This window comes from Amphibacillus sediminis NBRC 103570, from assembly GCF_001552275.1.
Classification (GTDB): domain Bacteria; phylum Bacillota; class Bacilli; order Bacillales; family Amphibacillaceae; genus Amphibacillus_B; species Amphibacillus_B sediminis.
Map to the genome: position 1 here is coordinate 1 of NZ_BCQW01000035.1, position 20,686 is coordinate 20,686.

18 protein-coding genes are annotated in these 20,686 nt (G+C 38.0%); 10 read left to right on the forward strand and 8 right to left on the reverse strand.

The genetic code is table 11. The features are described from left to right. The first annotated feature begins 87 nt into the window (after positions 1–87). The 8 genes from ASE01S_RS16570 to ASE01S_RS14175 all read left to right on the forward strand — a co-directional run bounded on the left by ASE01S_RS16570 (position 88) and on the right by ASE01S_RS14175 (position 9,704). A complete protein-coding gene (locus tag ASE01S_RS16570; RefSeq protein ID WP_373277964.1) occupies positions 88–147 on the forward strand; it encodes an erythromycin resistance leader peptide in 60 nt (19 codons plus the stop codon). Positions 148–204: 57 nt separating this feature from the next. Then, on the forward strand, positions 205–939 hold the full coding sequence (erm(A), locus tag ASE01S_RS14145; RefSeq protein WP_067843790.1) for a 23S rRNA (adenine(2058)-N(6))-methyltransferase Erm(A): 735 nt from the start codon (positions 205–207) through the stop codon (positions 937–939). A 330-nt stretch (positions 940–1,269) separates the two neighbouring features. Next, complete coding sequence (locus ASE01S_RS14150; protein ID WP_067843792.1) at positions 1,270–1,875, forward strand: YgaN family protein; 606 nt, start codon at positions 1,270–1,272, stop codon at positions 1,873–1,875. Positions 1,876–2,601: 726 nt separating this feature from the next. Next, positions 2,602–3,426 carry a PRD domain-containing protein gene (locus ASE01S_RS14155; RefSeq protein ID WP_067843795.1) on the forward strand — a complete coding sequence of 275 codons (825 nt, stop codon included), beginning with the start codon at positions 2,602–2,604 and terminating at the stop codon, positions 3,424–3,426. Between the two features lie 188 nt (positions 3,427–3,614). After that, positions 3,615–5,543, forward strand: a complete 1,929-nt coding sequence (locus tag ASE01S_RS14160) for a beta-glucoside-specific PTS transporter subunit IIABC (RefSeq protein WP_067843798.1) — start codon at positions 3,615–3,617, stop codon at positions 5,541–5,543. A gap of 16 nt (positions 5,544–5,559) precedes the next feature. Next, positions 5,560–7,047: a sulfatase family protein gene (locus ASE01S_RS14165; protein WP_067843801.1), complete on the forward strand. Its 1,488-nt coding sequence runs from the start codon at positions 5,560–5,562 to the stop codon at positions 7,045–7,047. Positions 7,048–7,058: 11 nt separating this feature from the next. Next, positions 7,059–8,492, forward strand: a complete 1,434-nt coding sequence (locus ASE01S_RS14170) for a glycoside hydrolase family 1 protein (RefSeq protein ID WP_067843804.1) — start codon at positions 7,059–7,061, stop codon at positions 8,490–8,492. 435 nt (positions 8,493–8,927) lie between these two features. Continuing rightward, complete coding sequence (locus tag ASE01S_RS14175) at positions 8,928–9,704, forward strand: sulfite exporter TauE/SafE family protein (RefSeq protein ID WP_067843810.1); 777 nt, start codon at positions 8,928–8,930, stop codon at positions 9,702–9,704. Between the two features lie 463 nt (positions 9,705–10,167). On the opposite strand, the gene ASE01S_RS14180 is transcribed toward ASE01S_RS14175, so the two are convergent. The 8 genes from ASE01S_RS14180 to ASE01S_RS14215 all read right to left on the reverse strand — a co-directional run bounded on the left by ASE01S_RS14180 (position 10,168) and on the right by ASE01S_RS14215 (position 18,044). Beyond that, the gene (locus tag ASE01S_RS14180; protein ID WP_083512159.1) at positions 10,168–11,085 is read right to left on the reverse strand and encodes an aminopeptidase; all 918 of its coding nucleotides are present in this window, start codon (positions 11,083–11,085) and stop codon (positions 10,168–10,170) included. Positions 11,086–11,100: 15 nt separating this feature from the next. Then, on the reverse strand, positions 11,101–11,868 hold the full coding sequence (locus ASE01S_RS14185) for an IclR family transcriptional regulator (RefSeq protein WP_067843817.1): 768 nt from the start codon (positions 11,866–11,868) through the stop codon (positions 11,101–11,103). An 81-nt stretch (positions 11,869–11,949) separates the two neighbouring features. After that, on the reverse strand, positions 11,950–13,221 hold the full coding sequence (locus ASE01S_RS14190) for a M20 family metallopeptidase (RefSeq protein ID WP_067843820.1): 1,272 nt from the start codon (positions 13,219–13,221) through the stop codon (positions 11,950–11,952). 22 nt (positions 13,222–13,243) lie between these two features. Then, positions 13,244–14,173, reverse strand: a complete 930-nt coding sequence (locus ASE01S_RS14195; RefSeq protein WP_067843823.1) for a DUF1177 domain-containing protein — start codon at positions 14,171–14,173, stop codon at positions 13,244–13,246. 17 nt (positions 14,174–14,190) lie between these two features. Beyond that, positions 14,191–15,159 (reverse strand): ABC transporter ATP-binding protein, encoded by a 969-nt coding sequence (locus ASE01S_RS14200; RefSeq protein ID WP_157065237.1) that lies wholly within the window; start codon positions 15,157–15,159, stop codon positions 14,191–14,193. Continuing rightward, on the reverse strand, positions 15,137–16,168 hold the full coding sequence (locus ASE01S_RS14205) for an ABC transporter ATP-binding protein (protein WP_067843829.1): 1,032 nt from the start codon (positions 16,166–16,168) through the stop codon (positions 15,137–15,139). The genes ASE01S_RS14200 and ASE01S_RS14205 overlap by 23 nt, the downstream gene beginning before the upstream one ends. A gap of 14 nt (positions 16,169–16,182) precedes the next feature. Then, positions 16,183–17,076 (reverse strand): ABC transporter permease, encoded by an 894-nt coding sequence (locus ASE01S_RS14210; RefSeq protein ID WP_067843838.1) that lies wholly within the window; start codon positions 17,074–17,076, stop codon positions 16,183–16,185. 5 nt (positions 17,077–17,081) lie between these two features. After that, positions 17,082–18,044, reverse strand: a complete 963-nt coding sequence (locus ASE01S_RS14215; protein ID WP_157065238.1) for an ABC transporter permease — start codon at positions 18,042–18,044, stop codon at positions 17,082–17,084. A gap of 232 nt (positions 18,045–18,276) precedes the next feature. On the opposite strand from ASE01S_RS14215, the gene ASE01S_RS14220 reads away from it, so the two are divergent. Both ASE01S_RS14220 and ASE01S_RS14225 read left to right on the forward strand, forming a co-directional pair. Further along, positions 18,277–19,884 (forward strand): ABC transporter substrate-binding protein, encoded by a 1,608-nt coding sequence (locus ASE01S_RS14220; protein WP_067843847.1) that lies wholly within the window; start codon positions 18,277–18,279, stop codon positions 19,882–19,884. A 58-nt stretch (positions 19,885–19,942) separates the two neighbouring features. After that, complete coding sequence (locus ASE01S_RS14225; RefSeq protein ID WP_169793113.1) at positions 19,943–20,617, forward strand: AroM family protein; 675 nt, start codon at positions 19,943–19,945, stop codon at positions 20,615–20,617. Positions 20,618–20,686 lie beyond the last annotated feature (69 nt).

Sequence of the window (20,686 nt, forward strand, 5' to 3'; positions counted from 1 at the left end):
GAGGGTTCAAATATGTGTTCTAGCATAGCAGTAGTCGATTTTACTTTATCTCTTTCATCGTAAAAAGAATGGAAAGGAGATAAAATTATGGGTTTATTTTGTATATTTGTTATTAAAAGAGTTCATTATCAACCAGGTCAAAAATAATTGGTTATAATGAACTCTGAAGGTCAGTTCATTATAACCAGCAAGGAGAAGGTTATAATGAACCAGAAAAACCCAAAAGACACGCAAAATTTTATTACTTCTAAAAAGCATGTAAAAGAAATATTGAAACATACGAATATCAATAAACAAGACAACGTCATAGAAATCGGATCAGGAAAAGGACATTTTACCAAAGAGCTAGTCAAAATGAGTCAGTCGGTGACTGCTATAGAAATTGATGGAAATTTATGTCAAACCACTCAAAAATCGGTGGATCCTTTTGAAAATGTAAAAGTAATTCAGAAGGATATCCTGAAATTTTCCTACCCCAAAAATATAAACTATAAAATATTTGGCAATATCCCCTTTAATATCAGTACGGATATTGTTAAAAAAATAACTTTTGAAAGCCAGGCAAAATACAGTTATCTTATTGTGGAGAAAGGTTTTTCGAAAAGACTGCAAAATTTGCAACGTGCTTTAGGCTTGCTCTTGATGGTGGAAGTGGATATCAAAATTCTTATGAAAGTGCCACGAACGTATTTCCATCCTAAGCCGAGCGTGGATTCTGTATTGCTTGTTCTGGAACGCCATGAGCCATTGATTTTAAAGAAAGACTACCAAAGATACCAATTGTTTGTTTATAGATGGGTAAACAAAGAATATCACGCTCTTTTTACTAAAAATCAGTTCAGACAAGCCTTGACGCATGCAAAAATATATGACTTAAATAACGTTAACTTTAAACAATTCTTATCTCTTTTCAATAGTTATAAATTGTTTAATAAATAGTGTTAAGGGGTTGCTTTAATGACAGCAACCCCTTAAACTCATTTTCTTCTATCTTTTTCTTCAAGGTCATTGTCATTTATAAGTTAAGTTTGGTAGTATGATTATTAGAATTGATATATTATTGGAATGGTGTTTAATGAAGTTCTAAAGCTTATTCAACTAACGTTCAGTTGGGGAGAGAGGAAGCTGACTAAGTACGCGACGTCGTGTCGCAACGTCTGCACGAGCACATCCTTTGCGTCGTAACCCCGACTGAACGAAGTTTCACTTTATTAAAGAGGGAGAACTCCTAAAAGGTGAAGTTGCAGAATTGGTAAAGTGGGGGATAAAATGAAAAGATTATTTATTATACTAATAATAGGTTTGTTGTTAATGGTTTTAAGTGCTTGTAATAAAAGTGATTCAAATTCAAACACTATTTCTGTTGCAGATATAACCGATAGAGAAAATATTATACTTTCGACTACTACCGATAAATCGTTTGTATTTGATTTTGAGATAGATGGTGAATACAAAGAAGTATCTGTATGGATTGAAAAATATGAAGATGGTGAATTGGTTGATGATCGATTAAACGAAATAACAACACAGATAAAAGAAAGTGGTTCAATTATTTTTTCAAGCCTTAAGAGCAGCAGTACAGGAAAACAACAGACATTTAATATTGGAATAGGTAGTGATGGTAGCACAGGATCAATAAGTGGTTATGACTTCAATTCAAAAGACTTGGATAATATGGTAAGTGTGTGGGGGAGTTTTCCGGGGGAACTTAGTTTAAATCAAGGCGAATTAGTATTAGCAAACATTTGTTATTCCAACGATGAAAACGGTGTGAGCTCTCTTATAACAGACTTTTATAAAGATCCTGCAGGTAATATAAATAAGTTGAAGGAATATGATGTCGCTTATCTTCTTAAAGCTGAATTTATTAAGTAAAGTATTTAACTAAAGGGTCCTCTTGGGGGAAAATTGATGATGAAGTGCCATTCAAGCAATTCGAACTAAAGAAGGAGTGAAGTAAAGTAGTTGAATTTCGCAAAAGACTCTTTTAGAGTTAGTTTTGGAGATACATCGGGATGGAATGGAAGAAGTTGATGGTCAAGTAATAAGGATGAAAGGTTATTTATATAATTATAATTGTGCAAACGGGGCTTTTGTGTAGCAAACAAATCTATCGATAAATTACTTTATACTCCTAAAAAAGAGGTTATGGGTATGCGAGATAGAGGTTCGGTAGTAATGATAAAAGATGGAAAGGTCGGACTAAAGTGTACACTGTTTTATACAAATCGGTAGCGTATAATAACAAAATGTATTCAACCAACATCTATCATGTTGGTTCAAGTAATGTCAATCTCAACCCTTTTCGTAAATTTTATCCATATAACAGTTCCTAAACCACTGAATAAAACCCTAAGAGATGATAAAAATAAGAAAACACCTAATTCTATTTAGATCGCGAATTAATAGACGACATCAGCTTGCTAAGTTTTTATCTAGAGATTTTTTTAAAAACGCTTGCATTTTTTAAAGAATATGATAAAATAAAGTCAAATTGAAAGGGTAGTTACTGTATAAGCAGGCTATACCTTAGTAAGTGTGTACTATACAGTATACATTTGTTAAGGTATGGCCTTTTTCTGTTGGGAGGTGAAGAGGTTTTTGAAGATCAAAAAAATACTAAATAACAATGCGGTTTTGGTTGGACAAAACGGGAAAGACTTTATCTGGATTGGAACTGGTCTAGGTTTTCAAAAGAAGCCAGGACAGCCAGCTGACGAGTCAAAGATTGAGAAAGTATTTGTTCTTCACCAGAAAAATGCTTTTGATAAACTGTCCTCTTTGTTAGAAAATATCCCAATTCAATATGTTTCACTCGCAGACGATATCATATCGATTGCCAAGGAAAACCTTAAGGTAGAGCTTAGTGAGACGATTTATGTATCTTTAACAGATCATCTCCACAATTTAGTTAAACTATATCAACAAGGACTCATTATTCATAATAAACTTTCATGGGAAATTAAAAAGTTCTATCCAAAGGAATTTGGCATAGGAAAGAAAGCGCTCCACTTAATTGAAGAGCGACTGGATCTTTCACTAGAAGAAGAGGAAGCTGGAAATATAGCGATGCATTTAATAAATGCCCAATTAAACGATGATTTTAAACAATCGGAAGATGTGAAAAAAATCTCTAAAAAAATTCGTGATATTCTTTCTCTTGTAAGAATGCACAACAAAATTGAGATTGATGAAGAATCCGTTGCTTTTGACCGCTTCGTTACACATCTACGTTTTTTCTTTAAACGTATTGATAGCATGAAACGGGAGCAAAGGAGTAATCCACTGCTAACTTATGCTAAGGAACAGTATCCAAGCGCTTATGAATCAATGAAGTTAGTTGAACAATACTTGAATATTGAGCTAAATGGTGATGAACAATTATATTTATCACTGCACATTCAAAAGTTAATAGAGAACGATTAGGGTTGTTACTGGTAAAGCAGGCAAGACTGAAAAAGCTATTTAGATAGCTTTCTTGGTCTTGCTTTTTTTTTTTTAGGAAAGAATAGCATTTCTACCGGATTAATGTATAAAAAACGAAGGCTTTCGCCATAAAACTTGGCGTTAAGCTAAGTTTTTCTAATAAATAAATGATGAAAGGAAGAATCATTATGGCTTATCAAGAGTTAGTCAAGGAAGTATTAGAAAATATTGGAGGCAAAGAAAATATCAATGGTGTAACCCATTGTATTACCCGATTGCGTTTCAAACTTAAAGATGAATCGAAGGCCAATACCGATAAAATCAAACAGATCAAGGGGGTTGTGACGGTTGTCCAAAGTGGTGGACAATATCAAGTCGTAATCGGAAATCATGTTCCTGAAGTATATCAAGAACTCGTTAAAATAGCTGGTATTCAATCGAATTCCCCCAATGAAGAAACGAGTGAAAAGAAAGGGATCTTGAACACCTTTATTGACGTTATCTCAGGTATTTTTACGCCAGTTATAAGTGTTTTAATGGCCTCAGGGATGATTAAAGGATTAAATGCACTCTTAGTTGCGTTTGGTGTTATCGAATCAGGATCAGGTACTAATGTTATTTTGCAAGCAACAGGGGATAGTTTATTTTACTTCTTCCCGTTATTCCTAGGCTATACTGCAGCTAAGAAGTTTGGCGCTAAGCCGTTTATAGGGATGGCGATTGGTGGTGCACTTGTTTACCCGGCTGTAGCAGCTGCAACAGCTAATTTGGAGCCACTATATAGCTTGTTTCCAGGGACAATCTTTGAATCTCCTGTATATTTAACATTTGCTGGTATACCCGTCATTTTAATGACCTATTCAAGTAGTGTCATTCCGATTATTCTAGCCGTTTTCTGTGCGGCAAAGCTAGAACGCGTTCTTAATTCGATTATTCCAAAAGAAGTAAGAGGATTCTTTATTCCATTTTTCACGTTATTAATTACCGTACCATTAACTTATATTGTTATCGGGCCACTTGCTACATGGGCAGGCTTGCTATTAGGGAATGTGATGCTTGGTGTTTATAACTTTAGTCCAATCATTGCAGGTATTATTATTGGTGGATTCTGGCAAGTGTTTATTATGTTTGGTTTGCATTGGGGTTTTATTCCTATTGCTCTAAACAATATTGCGACAATTGGTTATGACACAATTATGATTGCAGGGTCTGCAACGCCTTTGGCAACTGCAGGTGTCGTATTGGGGATTTTCTTAAAGACAAGAAACAAAAAATTGAAAGAGATCTCTTTCCCAGCCTTTCTATCGGCAGTATTCGGTATTACTGAACCAGCTTTATATGGTGTTACACTACCTAGAAAGAAAACATTCTTTGCAACACTAGCTTCAGTTGCCGTTGCCGGTGGGATTATGGGGATCTTTGGTTCTAAATCTTATGTTGCGGGAGCGACGGGGGTTTTTGCCATTCCAAACTTTATTAACCCAGAAGCTGGAATAGACAAAGGCTTTATCGGATATGTTATTGCTGTTAGTATTGCCTTTATCATGGGCTTAGTTTTATCGTTAACCTTTGCATATGATCCAAAGGTTGATGAGGAACCAGAGAATAATGAGCCAAAGCAAGATCCAAAGCCAGCTTTAAATGAGAGCCTTGGAAAAACTGTCTACCATGAATTGGCGTCTCCTATTCAAGGTGAAGTTGTACCGCTTGACCAAATTGAAGATGAGGCATTTTCCGCCGGATTACTAGGAAAAGGAGTCGCGCTTGTTCCACAAAAAGGTCAAGTTGTTGCGCCAGAGGATGGAGTAGTCACTACTTTGTTTCCAACAAAACATGCTATTGGCTTAACCACAGATAGTGGTGTTGAAGTTTTAATTCATATCGGCATGGATACCGTCAACTTAAAAGGTCAATTCTTTGAGGCGCATGTTCAGCAAGGTGATCATGTTAAAAAAGGACAGCTACTCGTGACATTTGAGCTTGAAAAAATTAAGGATGCAGGATACCCTTTAATTACACCTGTCGTTATTTCTAATACAGCCGAATATCTTGACGTAATGGCAACCAAAAAACAAACAATTATGGAATCAGAACCCTTATTGACGGTGATTTCTTAATACAGGAGGACATGAGATGAAACCAAATATATTTCTATTTGTAGCCGATCAAATGAGAAGCGATGCGATGGCCCATATGGGGAATCCTGCTTCCATCACGCCTAATCTAGATGATTTAGCGCAGGAAGGCGTATCGTTCGAGAATGCCTACTGTCAAAATCCAGTCTGTGTACCATCAAGAAATAGTTTCTTGACAGGTTTGTATCCTCACACAAATGGTCACAGAACGATGCATTATCTGCAGCGGGAAGATGAACCCAATATTTTAAAAGAAATGAAGAATAATGGATACGAAGTGATTTGGATTGGACGTAATGATGTGGTGCCGGGGGATCGACCTAAGACAGAGTACTGTGATGAGTACTATGATGGTGTCATTGATGCTAATACGCGTGATGCCGAAAATAGTGAGGTGAATCATTCAGCAGATATAAATGAAGACAGCCAAAAACTATTTGATAACATGCTGTCAGGAGATACGTATTATTCCTTTTATATGGGAAAGTTACCAGATGGGGAAGGATACGGAAAAACAGATTGGAACTGTGTAAAGAAAGCCTTGGAATATATAGAAAGAAGAAGCAAAGAAAAATCGGACAAGCCATTCTTTGTCTACTGTACGATATCTTTCCCTCATCCGCCGTATGCGTGTGAAGATCCTTGGTATTCTAGTATAGATAGAACAAAGTTACCGCCAAGACGACCTAATATTAAAGATATTCCTAATAAAGCAAGCATGCTTTATGGTATCAATTCAAAGCAGGGGTTAAATGAATGGACTGAAGATAGATTTGATGAGTTACGTGCTACTTATTTAGCCATGGTTTCCCGCTTTGATCATCAGTTAGGTTTGATCAAGGATAAGTTAAGAGAAACTGGATTATACGACGATACAAATTTAATTGTTTTCAGTGACCATGGTGACTACACGGGTGACTATACCATTACAGAAAAAGCCCAAAATTGTTTCGAGGATCCTATTACAAATGTTCCATTACTAGTCAAACCCGCAAAGGGAGTTCCGGTAAAACCAAGAGTGTCTAAGGCGCAGGTTGAGTTGGTAGATTTACCAGCAACCATTGCCGAGATGGCTGACATCGAGCTATCGTACACGCAGTTTGGTAAATCTTTGCTAAGTTCAGTAGCGGGAGATGAATTGCATAAGGATGCGGTATTTTGTGAGGGTGGACGAATTCATGGGGAAGAACAAGCAATGGAGCTGGGTCATGGCCCTAAATCACCGTATTGGCCAAGACTTTCTACACAATATAGTGAAGGTCCTGAACATACAAAAGCTGTCATGTGTAAGATGGACAATTATAAATATGTGATGAGACTTTATGAACAAGATGAATTGTATGATCTCGTCAATGATCCAATGGAGATTGAGAACTTAGCTGTAAAAGAAGAATATCAAGAAATTGTTCAAGAAATGAAAAATAGAGTGACACAATTCTATATGGAAACCACTGATTTTGTACCGAATAAACGTGACAAACGATAGGAGGATTCAAATTGTTTAAAGAGAATTTTTTATGGGGCGGAGCTACAGCAGCAAATCAATTAGAAGGAGCATATGATCGTGATGGCAAAGGGCTTTCAGTTGCCGATGTTATGCCTGGAGGTAAGATCCGTTTTCAAGTTCTAGGCAGTGAAACTTTTGATTGGACCCTTGATCAAGAGAAATATATTTATCCGAACCATCGTGGAATTGAACATTATGATCGCTTTAAAGAAGATATCGCTTTATTTGCGGAGATGGGGTTTAAGTGTTATCGCTTTTCTATTGCTTGGACTCGGATTTTTCCTAAAGGTGATGAATTGGTACCAAATCAAGCAGGACTTGAATTTTACGATGCTCTGATCGATGAATGTCTAAAATACAAGATTGAACCGGTTATTACCATTTCCCACTATGAAATGCCACTTCATTTAGCAAAAGAATACGGTGGTTGGAAGAATCGTCAATTAATCGATTTTTATGAACGATTTGCCAAAACAGTGTTAGAACGTTACCATAGCAAAGTGAAATACTGGATGACCTTTAATGAAATTAACTCTGCTTTTCATTTTCCTGCCCTTAGCCAAGGTATGGTGAAAAGTAATGGTGGCGGTGAGTTCAAAAATATCCTGCAAGGTTGGCATCATCAATTTGTGGCGAGCAGTAAAGCTGTAAAAATCGGCCACGATTTAGATCCAAGCTTACAAATCGGTTGTATGATTTTATATGCGACAACTTATAGTATGGATGCCAACCCAATTAACCAAGTGGCCAGCATGATTCAAAATCAAGCATTCAATTACTATTGTGCTGATGTCCAAATTCGAGGAAAATATCCTGCCTTTACTGAGCGTTTATTAAAAGAACATAACATAGAGTGGGCTGACTTAGACATCACTGAGGAAGATCTAGAATTAATCGCAGAACATACCGTGGATTATATCGGTTTCAGTTATTATATGTCTGCGGCTGTCAATGAGACAGCTACTGAAGAAGACAATGTAGAAGGAAATTTACTTGGCGGCGTGCGTAACCCATTCCTAGAAGCTAGTGAATGGGGTTGGCAAATCGATCCGAAAGGCTTGCGTATTGCTTTGAACGAACTTTACAATCGTTATCAAAAACCTGTTTTTATCGTAGAAAATGGCTTAGGGGCAATTGATAAAGTAGATGAGAACGGTTATGTGGAAGATGATTACCGCATTGACTATTTACGCCGTCATATTGAAGCAATGGCAGAAGCGGTTGCTGATGGTGTGGATTTGATGGGCTATACCCCATGGGGTTGCATCGACCTGGTCAGTGCTTCCACTGGAGAAATGAGCAAACGTTACGGGTTCATCTACGTTGATCTTGATGATGAAGGTCATGGTACACTGAACCGTTCAAAGAAAAAATCGTTTGATTGGTATAAACGTGTTATTGAGACCAATGGAAAAGAGCTTTAATTTTTTCGACAAAAGATTTATAATAAATATATCGGTTTAGTTAACTAGCCTCAATTTTTAAAAAATAATTATTGCTACGCCAATGTCTACTACCGTTCTGGATGAGCCAGGAGGTAGTTCATTGATAGGCGAAAATGTTTAGAGTTACTTTACAGCTAGTCACGTTTCAAGAAATAATAGGTGAAAGAAATACAGATTCATCTATCAAAATGCCATTCGTTTAGAATGGCATTTTGATCATGGGATGATATGTGATTTTTTATCGAGAAGATCAATTTTGGCGAGTGCTCGCTCCAGATAGACATCCTTTGGGATTAATATATAGAGAGACTTAATAGCTGAAGCGGGTGAGGGATTCTTGTAGTAAACGATTATTAAATAGGAATTCCCTCCTAAAGTTGAAAAAATTCTCAGGCTATGACAGGGGGGAACAGCTTGACTGGACTACTTTATTTTATCGTGATCATTCTTGCTAACACAGTAGGGGCTATTTCCGGCATGGGTGGTGGAGTCATTATTAAACCCGTGCTTGACTTCATTGGCGCTCACTCAGTGGCGGCGATATCGTTTTATTCTACAGTCGCCGTGTTTACGATGTCGATTGTTTCAACGGCTCGGCAAGCAAAAAGCGGTGCGAAGCTTAACTGGAAAATCATTGGTTGGCTTTCTTTTGGTGCCGTCTTAGGTGGAGTATTGGGAAATGTAACGTTTGAATGGCTGTTAAATCTATTGAAAAATGACCAACTTGTCCAATTAATTCAGATTGGTCTAACCATTGTTACGCTTGTGTTCGCTTTCTTATATACCAAATATGGTTGGGTCAATTATCATTTAAACCATGTGCTTTGGTATTTAAGTTGTGGATTGATTTTAGGGTTCTTAGCGAGTCTCTTAGGGATAGGGGGAGGACCGATTAATGTTTCTTTAATGATGCTAATGTTTACATTCCCAATTAAAGAAGCAACGATCTATTCCATTTGTACCATTTTCTTTTCGCAATTGGCAAAATTGATGACGATCGCAACGACGACAGGATTTGGCCGATATGATCTCACAATATTATTCTTTGTGATTTCCGCGGCAATTATTGGAGGACTGCTTGGGGCAAAAGCGAATAATCTTCTTTCTGAAGAAAAAGTCACGCTTGTTTTTCAAGCTGTAATTCTGCTCGTATTGGTGATTAATTTATATAATGGATACAAAATATTTTAAAGAGATATGATAGCTGCTAAGGCTAAAACTGTGGAAAATAGCTTAATAAGTTATCTCTCCCAGACTCAGGTCAAACATATTTAGTAGGTAAATGAATTGAAATCATATTATGATAATTACTTTTTTAGTTTGTTAGCAGCTGAAGTCTGGGTACATAAAATGGGAACACACCAAGATAATGGAAAATACAGTGAAACTTCGTTCAGTGCCGTTACTGGCTGGGGCTGCGATTGCTCGCCCATCGAAGGGCTTTTGTAAGACTCCCACTTAGACATGACGTGTTCCCTTATTTCTTGAAGTGGGAGTAAAGCCAGTTACACTGCGATAAACCTCCACTGAAAATCTTTGGCATCCGCCGGAGGCTTTAACTGTATTCAGCCGGGGGTTTGTATCTCCCACTGAATGAAATACATAGGCATTAAATTCACCACTTATAGAAGTGGGAGACTTCTTCTGAATAAAGTTAAATTTTAACGGAATCGATCCACACTTCTGGATCTTTTATGACACAATCAATATGAACGCCTGCTTCTGTTTTACCTCCAAAGGATTTGTTACTACCAAATGCTATATGTACCGTTCCATATACTTTTTCATCCTCTAAAACATTACCCGTCAATCGTGCTTTTTTGTTCGTACCAATACCAAATTCAGCGATGGTTCGGCCGTTGCCATCACCTAATAGATCAAGTAATTTCTCTCCATTTTTACCTGATGCATTAACCAATCGTCCAGATTTAATTTCTAAGGTCACGGGTTCATCTAAGACGCCAATATTACTGATTGCACCATCGATGATCATGGTGCCGTTTGCTGAGTCTTCAATTGGAGCGATATAACTTTCACCCGATGGAACATTACCAGACTGTCCTTTTTCAGTAAAGACACCCGTACTTCTTATACTCTTTCTCCCTTTAATTGAAAAGGAAAGCTGAACATTATCTTTTTTTATTTCAACTTTGTCTCCTCGATCTAACCATTGACAATACTGCTCGGTTAGTTCTTGTATCTCGTTATAGTCAGCTGAGATGGCACCGTTTTCAAGCATGTCGATGGTAACACCGGGCATGGTCGCTACTCTAGCACCTTGTTCCGAAGCGGCTTTTCTTGCCTGTGTATGTGTCAAAGAATGCTCCGTGACACAAAGAACAATATCTGCCTGTTTCATTAATGCGCTGACTAGCTTGGGAGGCTCTTCCCCTGATTTAGTTCGGGTTGGCATTCTAATTATCGCAACATCCTGTGCAAGCTGTTTACCTGCCTGATAGAATAAATCAGCAATCTCATATTTGTGATCATCTGTAACGATTAGTACGGACTCATTTTCTTGTAAAGATAAGTTTTGGAATAGCACCGACTTAGCTGCCTCTATTAAACTCATTTTTATTCCTCCTTATTAAGATGACAGGCCAAAATGAGCTCCATATCTTTCAAAAACGTTTTGAAGTTCATTTCTAGCACCTGTCAGCTCTTGTTTAAATAACTCAATTTGCTCATGATTGATCCGATAACGTGGACCGGAAATGGTTAATGACCCAAAGATCGTATTTTTATGAAAAATAGGAACCGCAACAGCTACCACATCTGCTGTATATTCACCTTCACTCATCGCATAGCCACGTTCTCTAATTTGCTGTAAATCCGCTCTAATTGCTGCAGGGTTAACCATTGTCTTTGCAGTAAACTGTGTCAATTCTTTATTTAAGTAGTGATCAATAAATTCTGTTGATAAATGGGCTAAAATCGACCGATAAGAGGCCCCGGCATATAGTGGTGTTCGACTTCCGATTGAGACGGAGAAACGAACGGTTGCTTGGGCTTCTACCGCATCAAAAGTCAATCCTTCTTCACCATCTAGAATTGTTAAGAAGGCGGATTCATTGGTATGTTCACTTACTTTTTTTAGAATAGGGTGGATGAGCTCCTTAATATGAAAATTTTCGGATGCTGTGTGACCAAGCTCCCAGACGGCGAAACCAAGTGAGTATTTTTTTGTTTCTTTATTTTTAATCAAAAATCTATGTTTCTCTAAAGTTTCTAAAATACGATAGATTTTGGTATGATTTTGATTTAACTCAGAAGCTAGTTCCCTTCCACCCCATGTAGGTTTTTCCTTAGTAAACATTCTTAATATATCTAATGATAGACTTAGCGTTTTTAACATGAGTCATTCCCCCTAACAGCATAAAATGGTGCATATACTAGATTATGCTAATATATGCACCCTGATTAATCAACTAAATAATTAATCGTCAAATAGATAATCCACAACTGCAGCGATGTAGACTTTACAACATCTTACGATATCATCTACTTTAACTTTCTCATTGTAGCCATGGATACTTGGTAAATAAGCTGGACCATACTGTAAGACAGGGATACGATGATCTCTGAAATGGCGGGCATCACTACTTGCCCATTGCATGACACCATATGCTTCGTGATCAGTTACATAGGTGATGTTGTTGATAATGGCTTGACAGATCGGGTCATCTTCACTGGTAAAGTTAGCATTGCTACGGAAACCAAAGCGACTTATTTCGTATTCAATGCCGAGTGCATCCAGTCTTTCGTGCAAAAACTCTGTCACATCTTCTTGTGTGATACCAAATGGAAGCCTACAGTCGATTTCTGCTTCACAGCTTTCAGGAATCATATTCGACTTTGTTCCACCTTGAATGGTCCCGATATTTACCGTTACATGATTTAAAACAGGTTGGAAAGGTTCTCGATCTTTTTCAACTTCGCGCATATATTTTTTTGACTTTTCGATTAATGGTTTAACCTTATCTGGAATTTCAATTTCTAAATCCCATAGCTTGCGTACTTCATCGATAGCCGCAATCATGTTCGTGATCGCATTGTTTCCTGCCAAAGGAGAAAGACTTCCGTGACCTGGTTTGCCGTACACTTTGAGTTTAAACCAATAGGAGCCTTTTTGACCAATCGTAGGGTTATAGCGTGAGGATGGTTCTGCGATTAAGCAACCATCTCCCATAATAAGGTCATTTTCTAATAACCAAGGTACACCAAACTCTCCACCAGTTTCTTCATCTGGAACTACTGCGAGAGTTAATTGGCCTGGTAGTTCAACATTTAATTTCTTTAACAGAGCAAAGGTATAAATTAACCCACCTAAACCTGCTTTCATATCACTAGCGCCTCTTCCTAATAACCAACCATCTACAACCTCACCTGAATTAGGGTTAAACTCCCATTTTGAGTGATCGCCTGCTGGTACAACATCAGAGTGACCACAGAAAATTAAATGTTTACCACCGTTATCTGTTCCGATCGTGGATACTAAATTGTACATCTTTTCAGCAGACTCATACCATAAATTGTTGGTGCCTGCATTTTTTAAATACTGATCAATAAAGGTGGTAATTTTAGTTGAATCACCAGGAGGATTCTCACTGGGGATTTTGATCAGCTGGCTACATAATTCGATCAGATCTTCTTTATTGTTTTCGATCTCTTGAATTAAACGGTCTTTTAGCTCCTGCTTAGTTGTCATTGATTGTTACCTCCTTGGGCTACTAAAGTTTTTGCAAATGTGTCATCTTTCCATATAAGCTTTCTAAATGCTTGAATTCAGCTCTGTCATAGAAATCACATTTAGATTGGCCATATAGCTTAGCTACTTCAATACAATAACGAACGACCTCTTCAATATCTGTGACACGACTTGCTCCAGTGGCACAGCCGGCTACTGCTGTCTCAGTTGTGAGTGCTACCCCAACGACAGGCTTATCTGTCGCTACCGATGGTTGCAGAATACTATTAATATGATAAACGTCATTGCCATATGGCGTAATATCCTGAGTGGTAATCGGCATCGTAACCGGGAGCTTACCAACTGATTGTGTATATACGTGCAGTAAGTCATCACTTACCTTTAAGATGTAGCCTTCTTTTACCGTCGGTGTAATGGCAAAGCCGCGATGATTTATAATCTGGTTGCCTTTTGTTGTATCAATGGAAAGGATCGCATCCATTTCTTCAGTCACTTCATATTTATTCATAGTTGAAATATCAACAGGCGAGTTCATAAATGGCACAGGGTCATGTGGCTGAGTAGGTGCATCGGGACAAATGTGTGTGGTTAAAATAACATCTCCATCAAGTTGATCACCTTTGTCTGCCATAGTTAATAATTTTGCAGCAGCAGCCATGCTAGCTAGGGCGCCATCTCCATCTGAAACGAATCCATTCATTTCTGGGCGTGCACCGATTCCCCCTAAACGGCCGATAATACCTAGTGTTGGCGCTTGTCCATTTTTGGATTTTCCTTGCTTACCCGGAATAATGACTTTAATAAAATCTGTTGTTCCTTTATCACCTTCAATGGTTTGAACTTCAATATCTCCTTGACCACTGATTTGCGATAAATAAGCCTTAACCTTTTCTCCTGTAACGGATGGATCATCCATTAATTCGTACATGTCGATAACATATTTTAATGACATCTTTCTACCTCCTAATATTAATGAACTAAATGACACGATGCTTGATGGGTATTCTCTGTAGTAATTGCTTTAGGTGCCTTTGCCTTGCAAATGTCCATGGCTACGGGACACCGTTCATGAAAGTGACAACCAGAAGGAGGATTTAATGGGCTAGGTACTGTTCCTTTTAAAATGATTCGTTCCTTCTGTTCAAACGGATTTTTCTTTGGGATGGCAGAGAATAACGCCTTTGTATAAGGATGCTGAGGGTTTGAATAAATCTCCTCATATGTTCCAATTTCAACAATTTTACCTAAATACATGACTGCAATGCGATCACACATATAACGCACGACATTTAAATCGTGTGAGATAAAAATATAAGTTAATTGAAATTGATCTTGTAATTGTTTAAGAAGGTTAATAACCTGAGCCTGGACAGATACATCTAGTGCTGAAACGGGTTCATCACAAATGATTAGTTCAGGATTTAGCGCCAATGCCCTTGCAATATTGATCCGCTGTCTTTGTCCACCTGAGAATTCATGAGGATAGCGATCGGCAAATCGCTTATTTAGCCCGACAATCTCAAGCAATTCTTCTACACGCTTTCTCCTACTTTCTTTCGTCTCTACCTTATGAATAACCAAGGGTTCAGCAATAAGCTGGCCTACCTTTAGGCGTGGATCAAGTGAAGCATAGGGATCTTGAAACACCATTTGGATTTTTTTTCGTGTGGATCGTAACATTTCAGCGTCCATCTCGACTAGGTTTTTATTTTTGAATGTCACGACACCATCTGTTGGTTTAATCAATTGGTTAATAAGACGAGCCATTGTTGATTTTCCGCAGCCTGATTCACCAACAACGCCTAATGTTTCCCCGGAGTATACATTGAAGTTGACACCATCTACTGCTTTTACACTTTGGTTTGACTTTTTAAATGGTATAGAGCTAGATACTGGAAAATGCTTCTTCAAATTTTTAACTTCTAATAGTGTCTCCATTGATGTAGGCATTCTCCCTTCTCTCTAATTTTTCTGTTTCTGTTTGAAAGTGACAGGCGACCGCATGTCCTTCAGTAGGTTCAATGAGCTTAGGAGCTTCATTGTGGCAAATATCCTGTGCATATGGACACCGATCAACAAACGGACAGCCTTTAATCTCATAGCTTAAATCAGGTGGGCTTCCAGGGATGGATGCCAAAGGTGCGTGACTATCCTGTGATTCAGTAATCTGTGATTCTAACAGCCCCCATGTATAAGGGTGTAATGGATTATGATATAAATCCTCAACCTTAGCCGACTCTACTACTCTACCTGCATACATAACGAGAATTTGGTCACACATTTCCCAAACAACGCCTAGATCGTGAGTAATCATAATGATTGACATATCTAGTTTTTCCTGTAAGTCTTTCATTAGGTTAAGGATTTGCGCTTGTACCGTTACATCTAGAGCAGTAGTCGGTTCATCTGCAATTAAAATTTTAGGGTCACAGGCAAGTGCGATCGCAATCATGACTCTCTGCCTCATTCCCCCTGAAAACTCGTGCGGGTACATATTGATTCTTTTTTCTGGGGCGGGGATACCTACTAATTCGAGAAGCTCAATCGCTCTTTGCTTCGCCTCTTTTTTTGTTAATTTCTTATGGGCTCGAATCGTCTCTATTAGCTGATTACCTACGGTAAAGACAGGATTCAAGCTTGTCGAAGGATCTTGAAAAATCATTGAAATTTCATTTCCGCGAACTTTCCTCATTTCACGATTTGAAAGCTTTAATAAGTCACGCCCGTTAAGGATAATCTCGCCTCCGGTGATTTTGGCTGATGAACTTGGTATTAGCCGAAGAATGGAGGTTGCTGTTACACTTTTCCCAGATCCAGATTCCCCTACAATTCCGATATTTTCATTCTTGTTAAGAGCAAAGCTTACGCCATTCACTGCACGGGTAATAATCGACCCAGACTTAAACTCTACTTGTAGGTTTTTGACATTTAAAATCGATTCTGACATACGTTCACCTCCTACTATAATTTCATCTTAGGATCAAGAGCATCTCTTAATCCATCACCAAATAAGTTGATGCCAAGTACCGTTACTAATATCGCTAATCCAGATATCGTTGCTAACCCTGGGCTAAGGACGAGAAAGTCTTTCCCTTCCTGTAGCATACTTCCCCAAGAAGCAGTAGGGGGTTGAACGCCTAAACCTAAGAAACTAAGAGAGGCTTCCGATATAATTGCTCCGGCAACACTCATAGTGGCATAGACGATTAAAGGTGCAATACTGTTTGGAACAATATGTCTAAATAAGATTCTGCCATGCTTGGCCCCTAAAGAGCGTGTGACTTCGATATAATCTGCTTCTTTCACACTTAATACCTGTCCTCGAACTAATCTTGCAAAACCAGGAATATTAGACACGCCGATCGCAATTACAGCATTACCTAATCCTTGTCCTAATACAGTCATTAAAACAATGGCTAATAGGATAAAAGGGAAGGCCATCATGCCATCGATAATTCTCATAATAATAGCATCGATTCTTCCGCCTAAATAACCAGAGACTAAGCCTAACAATGAGCCAAAAATAGCACCAAATAGGACAGCTGCGATCCCAACGATTAATGATATCCTTGCCCCATAAACAATTCGGCTAAATATATCTCGTCCATAGCTATCTGTGCCTAATAGGTGACCAGACTCACCAGGTCCTAGTAAGGTTTTGGTAACATCCATAGCGTTTGGTGGATGTGTCGCAATGAAGGGGGCAAAAATAGCCGTCAGGATTAAAATTAAAATAATAATTAAACCTAATGCGGCAAATCGATTTCGTAATAATTTACGAAAAAATGACTGTTCCTTTTTCGCTTTTAGGTATTGAAGTTCCTTAGCATTTTCTATCTCTTCCATTGTTTTCATTGATATCATGCACCTCCCTTATCGGAGTCGAGATTGATTTTAGGGTTAACGACTTTATATAGAACATCAACAATTAAGTTAATGACGACATAAATGACCGCGATGAATATGACTGTATTTTGGACCACGACAAAATCTCTTTTTTCGATTGCATTGACGATTAATAGTCCCATCCCAGGCCAACTAAAAATCGTTTCCGTTAACACAGCTCCGCCTAGTAAATTAGAAAACTGTAAACCCATGACGGTTAATAGAGGTGTGAGGGCATTTTTCAATGCATGCTTATTAATGACAATAAATTCTCTTAAGCCCTTCGATCTGGCAGTCTTGATATAATCGTGTGAGATTGTTTCGAGCATGCTGGAACGAATAATACGTGCAAATTGAGCTGTAGGTATGGTGGCTAGAGCTATGCTTGGCAAGATCAGATGGCTTAGAAAATCCCATAATCCATTATCGAGCGAGCCCATCCCTGTTGAAGGCAGCCATCCTAAATTAACACTAAAATAAAGAGCCAGCATGACGCCTAACCAGAAGATTGGCATCGAAACACCAACTAAAGAAAAAGTGGTGATGAAATAATCTAGGAACGTATTCTGCTTTTTGGCTGCAAGAATACCTGCAGGGACACCGATTATAACGGCAATGATTAAGGCGCTAATCGCCAAGATAACAGTGTTAGGAAATCGCTCCATGATTAAATCAGCAATGGGCTGATTATAAGAAAGTGAATTTCCAAAATCAAATTTAACTAAATTACCTAAATAATCAAAAAATTGTCGATGAAGTGGTTCATTTAAACCTAATTGCTCGGAATAAGCTGCTATATCTTCTGCACTCGCTTGTGGCCCAAGCATAACAGCTGCAGGATTACCTGGTAGCATGCGCGTGATAAAGAATACAATGATGGCAACAATAAATAATGTTGGGATTAATTGTAGTATTCTTCTAAAGAGAAATCTCTTCAAATATACCCCCTCCTTCTCCATTGATTCATTATGTGAACCCTTGTTTTATTATATGAATAATAGAATGTTACCATCGTTTGTTTTTTGTGTAAATAGAAAATGGGCAATATTTAGATTTGTTTAAATTTTCTTAAAATTACTATTTACAATCGTTTTTAGTTTGTGATAATTTAATATATATTCATTATTTGAACTTTTGTGTCATTATGTGAAACAAAAAGGGAGGGTTTTTATGAGAAAGAGTAGTGGGAAATTTAAGCTTTTTACTATTGTCTTTAGTCTCATCGCCATTGTTTTAGTAGGATGTACTTCAGGTGATTCAGATGATGACACAGACGGTGGTAAAGAAACAAATGAAAGCTCAGTAAGTGGTGGCGTATTAAATATTGGATTGTCTTCCAATGCGGCTACATTAGACCCGACACTCTATACAGGGGTCTATGAATCACAAATTATGCGTTCAATAGCCGACACACTCATTGTGTACGACCAAGATTTACAAAGCTTTGTTCCTTCCTTGGCAACGGAATGGGAAGCGGCTGATGACATGATGTCTTACACATTTAAGCTAAGAGATGATGTTTACTTTCAGCCGGGTGAATATCAAGATGGTAGACAGATGACGGCAGAAGATGTGAAATTTAGTCTTGAGCGTTCTGCTGAGAATTCAGCGCAAAATCGTTTGACTGGCGTTGAAAGTGTTGAAGTAACTGGTGAGTTGGAAGTGGAGGTTCACTTAGAAGAACCTAATTCTGCTTTACTAGCTATGCTGACAGATCAAGGTAATATTATCATACCTGAGGAGGAAGTTGAAGGATGGGGTGATCAATTTGGTGCTCATTTAGTTGGAACTGGTCCATTCATCCTCGAAAACTGGCAAACCGATCAACAAGTAGAATTAGTTAGGAATGAGAACTATTGGGGTGAAGAACCCAATCTAGATGGTGTGACGTATAAGTTTATCTCAGATCAGTCTATGATGACGAATGCATTAAGATCAGGTGATATTGATATTGCAACAGACATTAAAGGACAAAATCGTGAAGTGATTGAGCAAGATGATCAGTTAGAGTTACTTTCAACACCAGGTCTTTCTATAACCTATCTAGACATGAACTTTCAACAAGGACCTACCGCTGATCCAAAAGTTAGAGAGGCTATTTTTAAAGCGACTAATATTGAAGAAATTGTCCAGGGTGTACATCAATGGGGTGGAGGAGCCGTTGCGAACGGTCCATTGCCAAGAGATTCATGGGGCTATGATGAGTCATTTGAATCTTTAAAACCTGAATATAATCCAGAAGAAGCAAAAGAAATTCTTGATCAAACAGAATATGCAGGTGGATTTGAAATTGACTTGTATGTGCTCGATACACGTACAAACTATGCCACCATCTTCCAAAATCAAATGAAAGAGAATTTGAATATTGATGTAAATATTCAAGTTTCTGAATGGGGAACATTAACGGATACAGTATCAAGTAATAATGCTCCAATGAATATTGGTGGCTGGTCTTGGTACCCTGATCCTTATTTCTTCCTTAATCCGAGATTTCACTCTAATCAACATGGATCTAACGGGAATGGTAAAGGGTATCAAAATGAAACTGTAGATGCCCTACTTGATCGTGCTTTAACAGAAACAGTTGATCAAGCGGAACGTACTGAAATCTATAAAGAGGCTGTTGAAGAAATCATGGCAGACTATGCAACGATAGAATTTGATAATTTGGATATTGCGACAGGTATTGATCAAAAGGTAAAAGGATTCAACCTTTCTCCAGATGGATCGATCAATGTGGTAAGTCCAAATGGTGTCAATATTTCAATTGAAGAGTAAGTTTTTTGGAGAAGCAGTGAGAAATCCTGCTTCTCTTATCGTTAAAGGAGCTAGAGTTATGAAGAAAAAAGTAGGGATTATTACCATTGGTCAAGCACCGAGGAGCGACTTATTTCCTGAAGTAGCACGTTTTTTTGACGAAAAAGTCGAATTTATCCAACGAGGGGTTTTAGATCAACTGGATAGCGTAGCACTAAAAAAATTATTACCAGCGTCAGATGAGATAACGTTAGTTTCTAAACTTAAAGATGGAACGCCTGTTACAATGGCTAAGGAAAAAATCATCCCAATTATTCAAGCCATCATTGATCAGTTCAACCAAGAGCACGTTGATTTAATTATCTTGGCCTGTACAGGGGCATTTAAATCCTTTCAATCAGACACGCCGATTATTTACCCGGATTACCTGTTAAATCATACGACCCAAGGGTTATTTAGAAACAATGGTCAAATTGGTGTCATTGTTCCGTTAACCGAGCAAATCGATGCAATCAAGCTAAAGTGGAAGCAAGCAGGCTTTGACGCTATCTGTTCAGCTTGTTCTCCCTATGAATATACTGAGGAAGCGATGGCTAGGGCTGTAACAGCTCTGAACCATATGGATGTCGAAGCCATTGTTCTAGATTGTATCGGCTATACATCGGTGATGAAGGAAGTTGCGAAAAAGCATTCGGTTAAACCCGTAATTTTGTCAAGGAATATGGTCTTTCAAAATGCTGCTGAACTGCTGTGAAAGCAATGAAGTAAAGATTTTGCTGTATAGAATAAAATTTATTAGAAAGCTTGAAATACAAAATGCAAA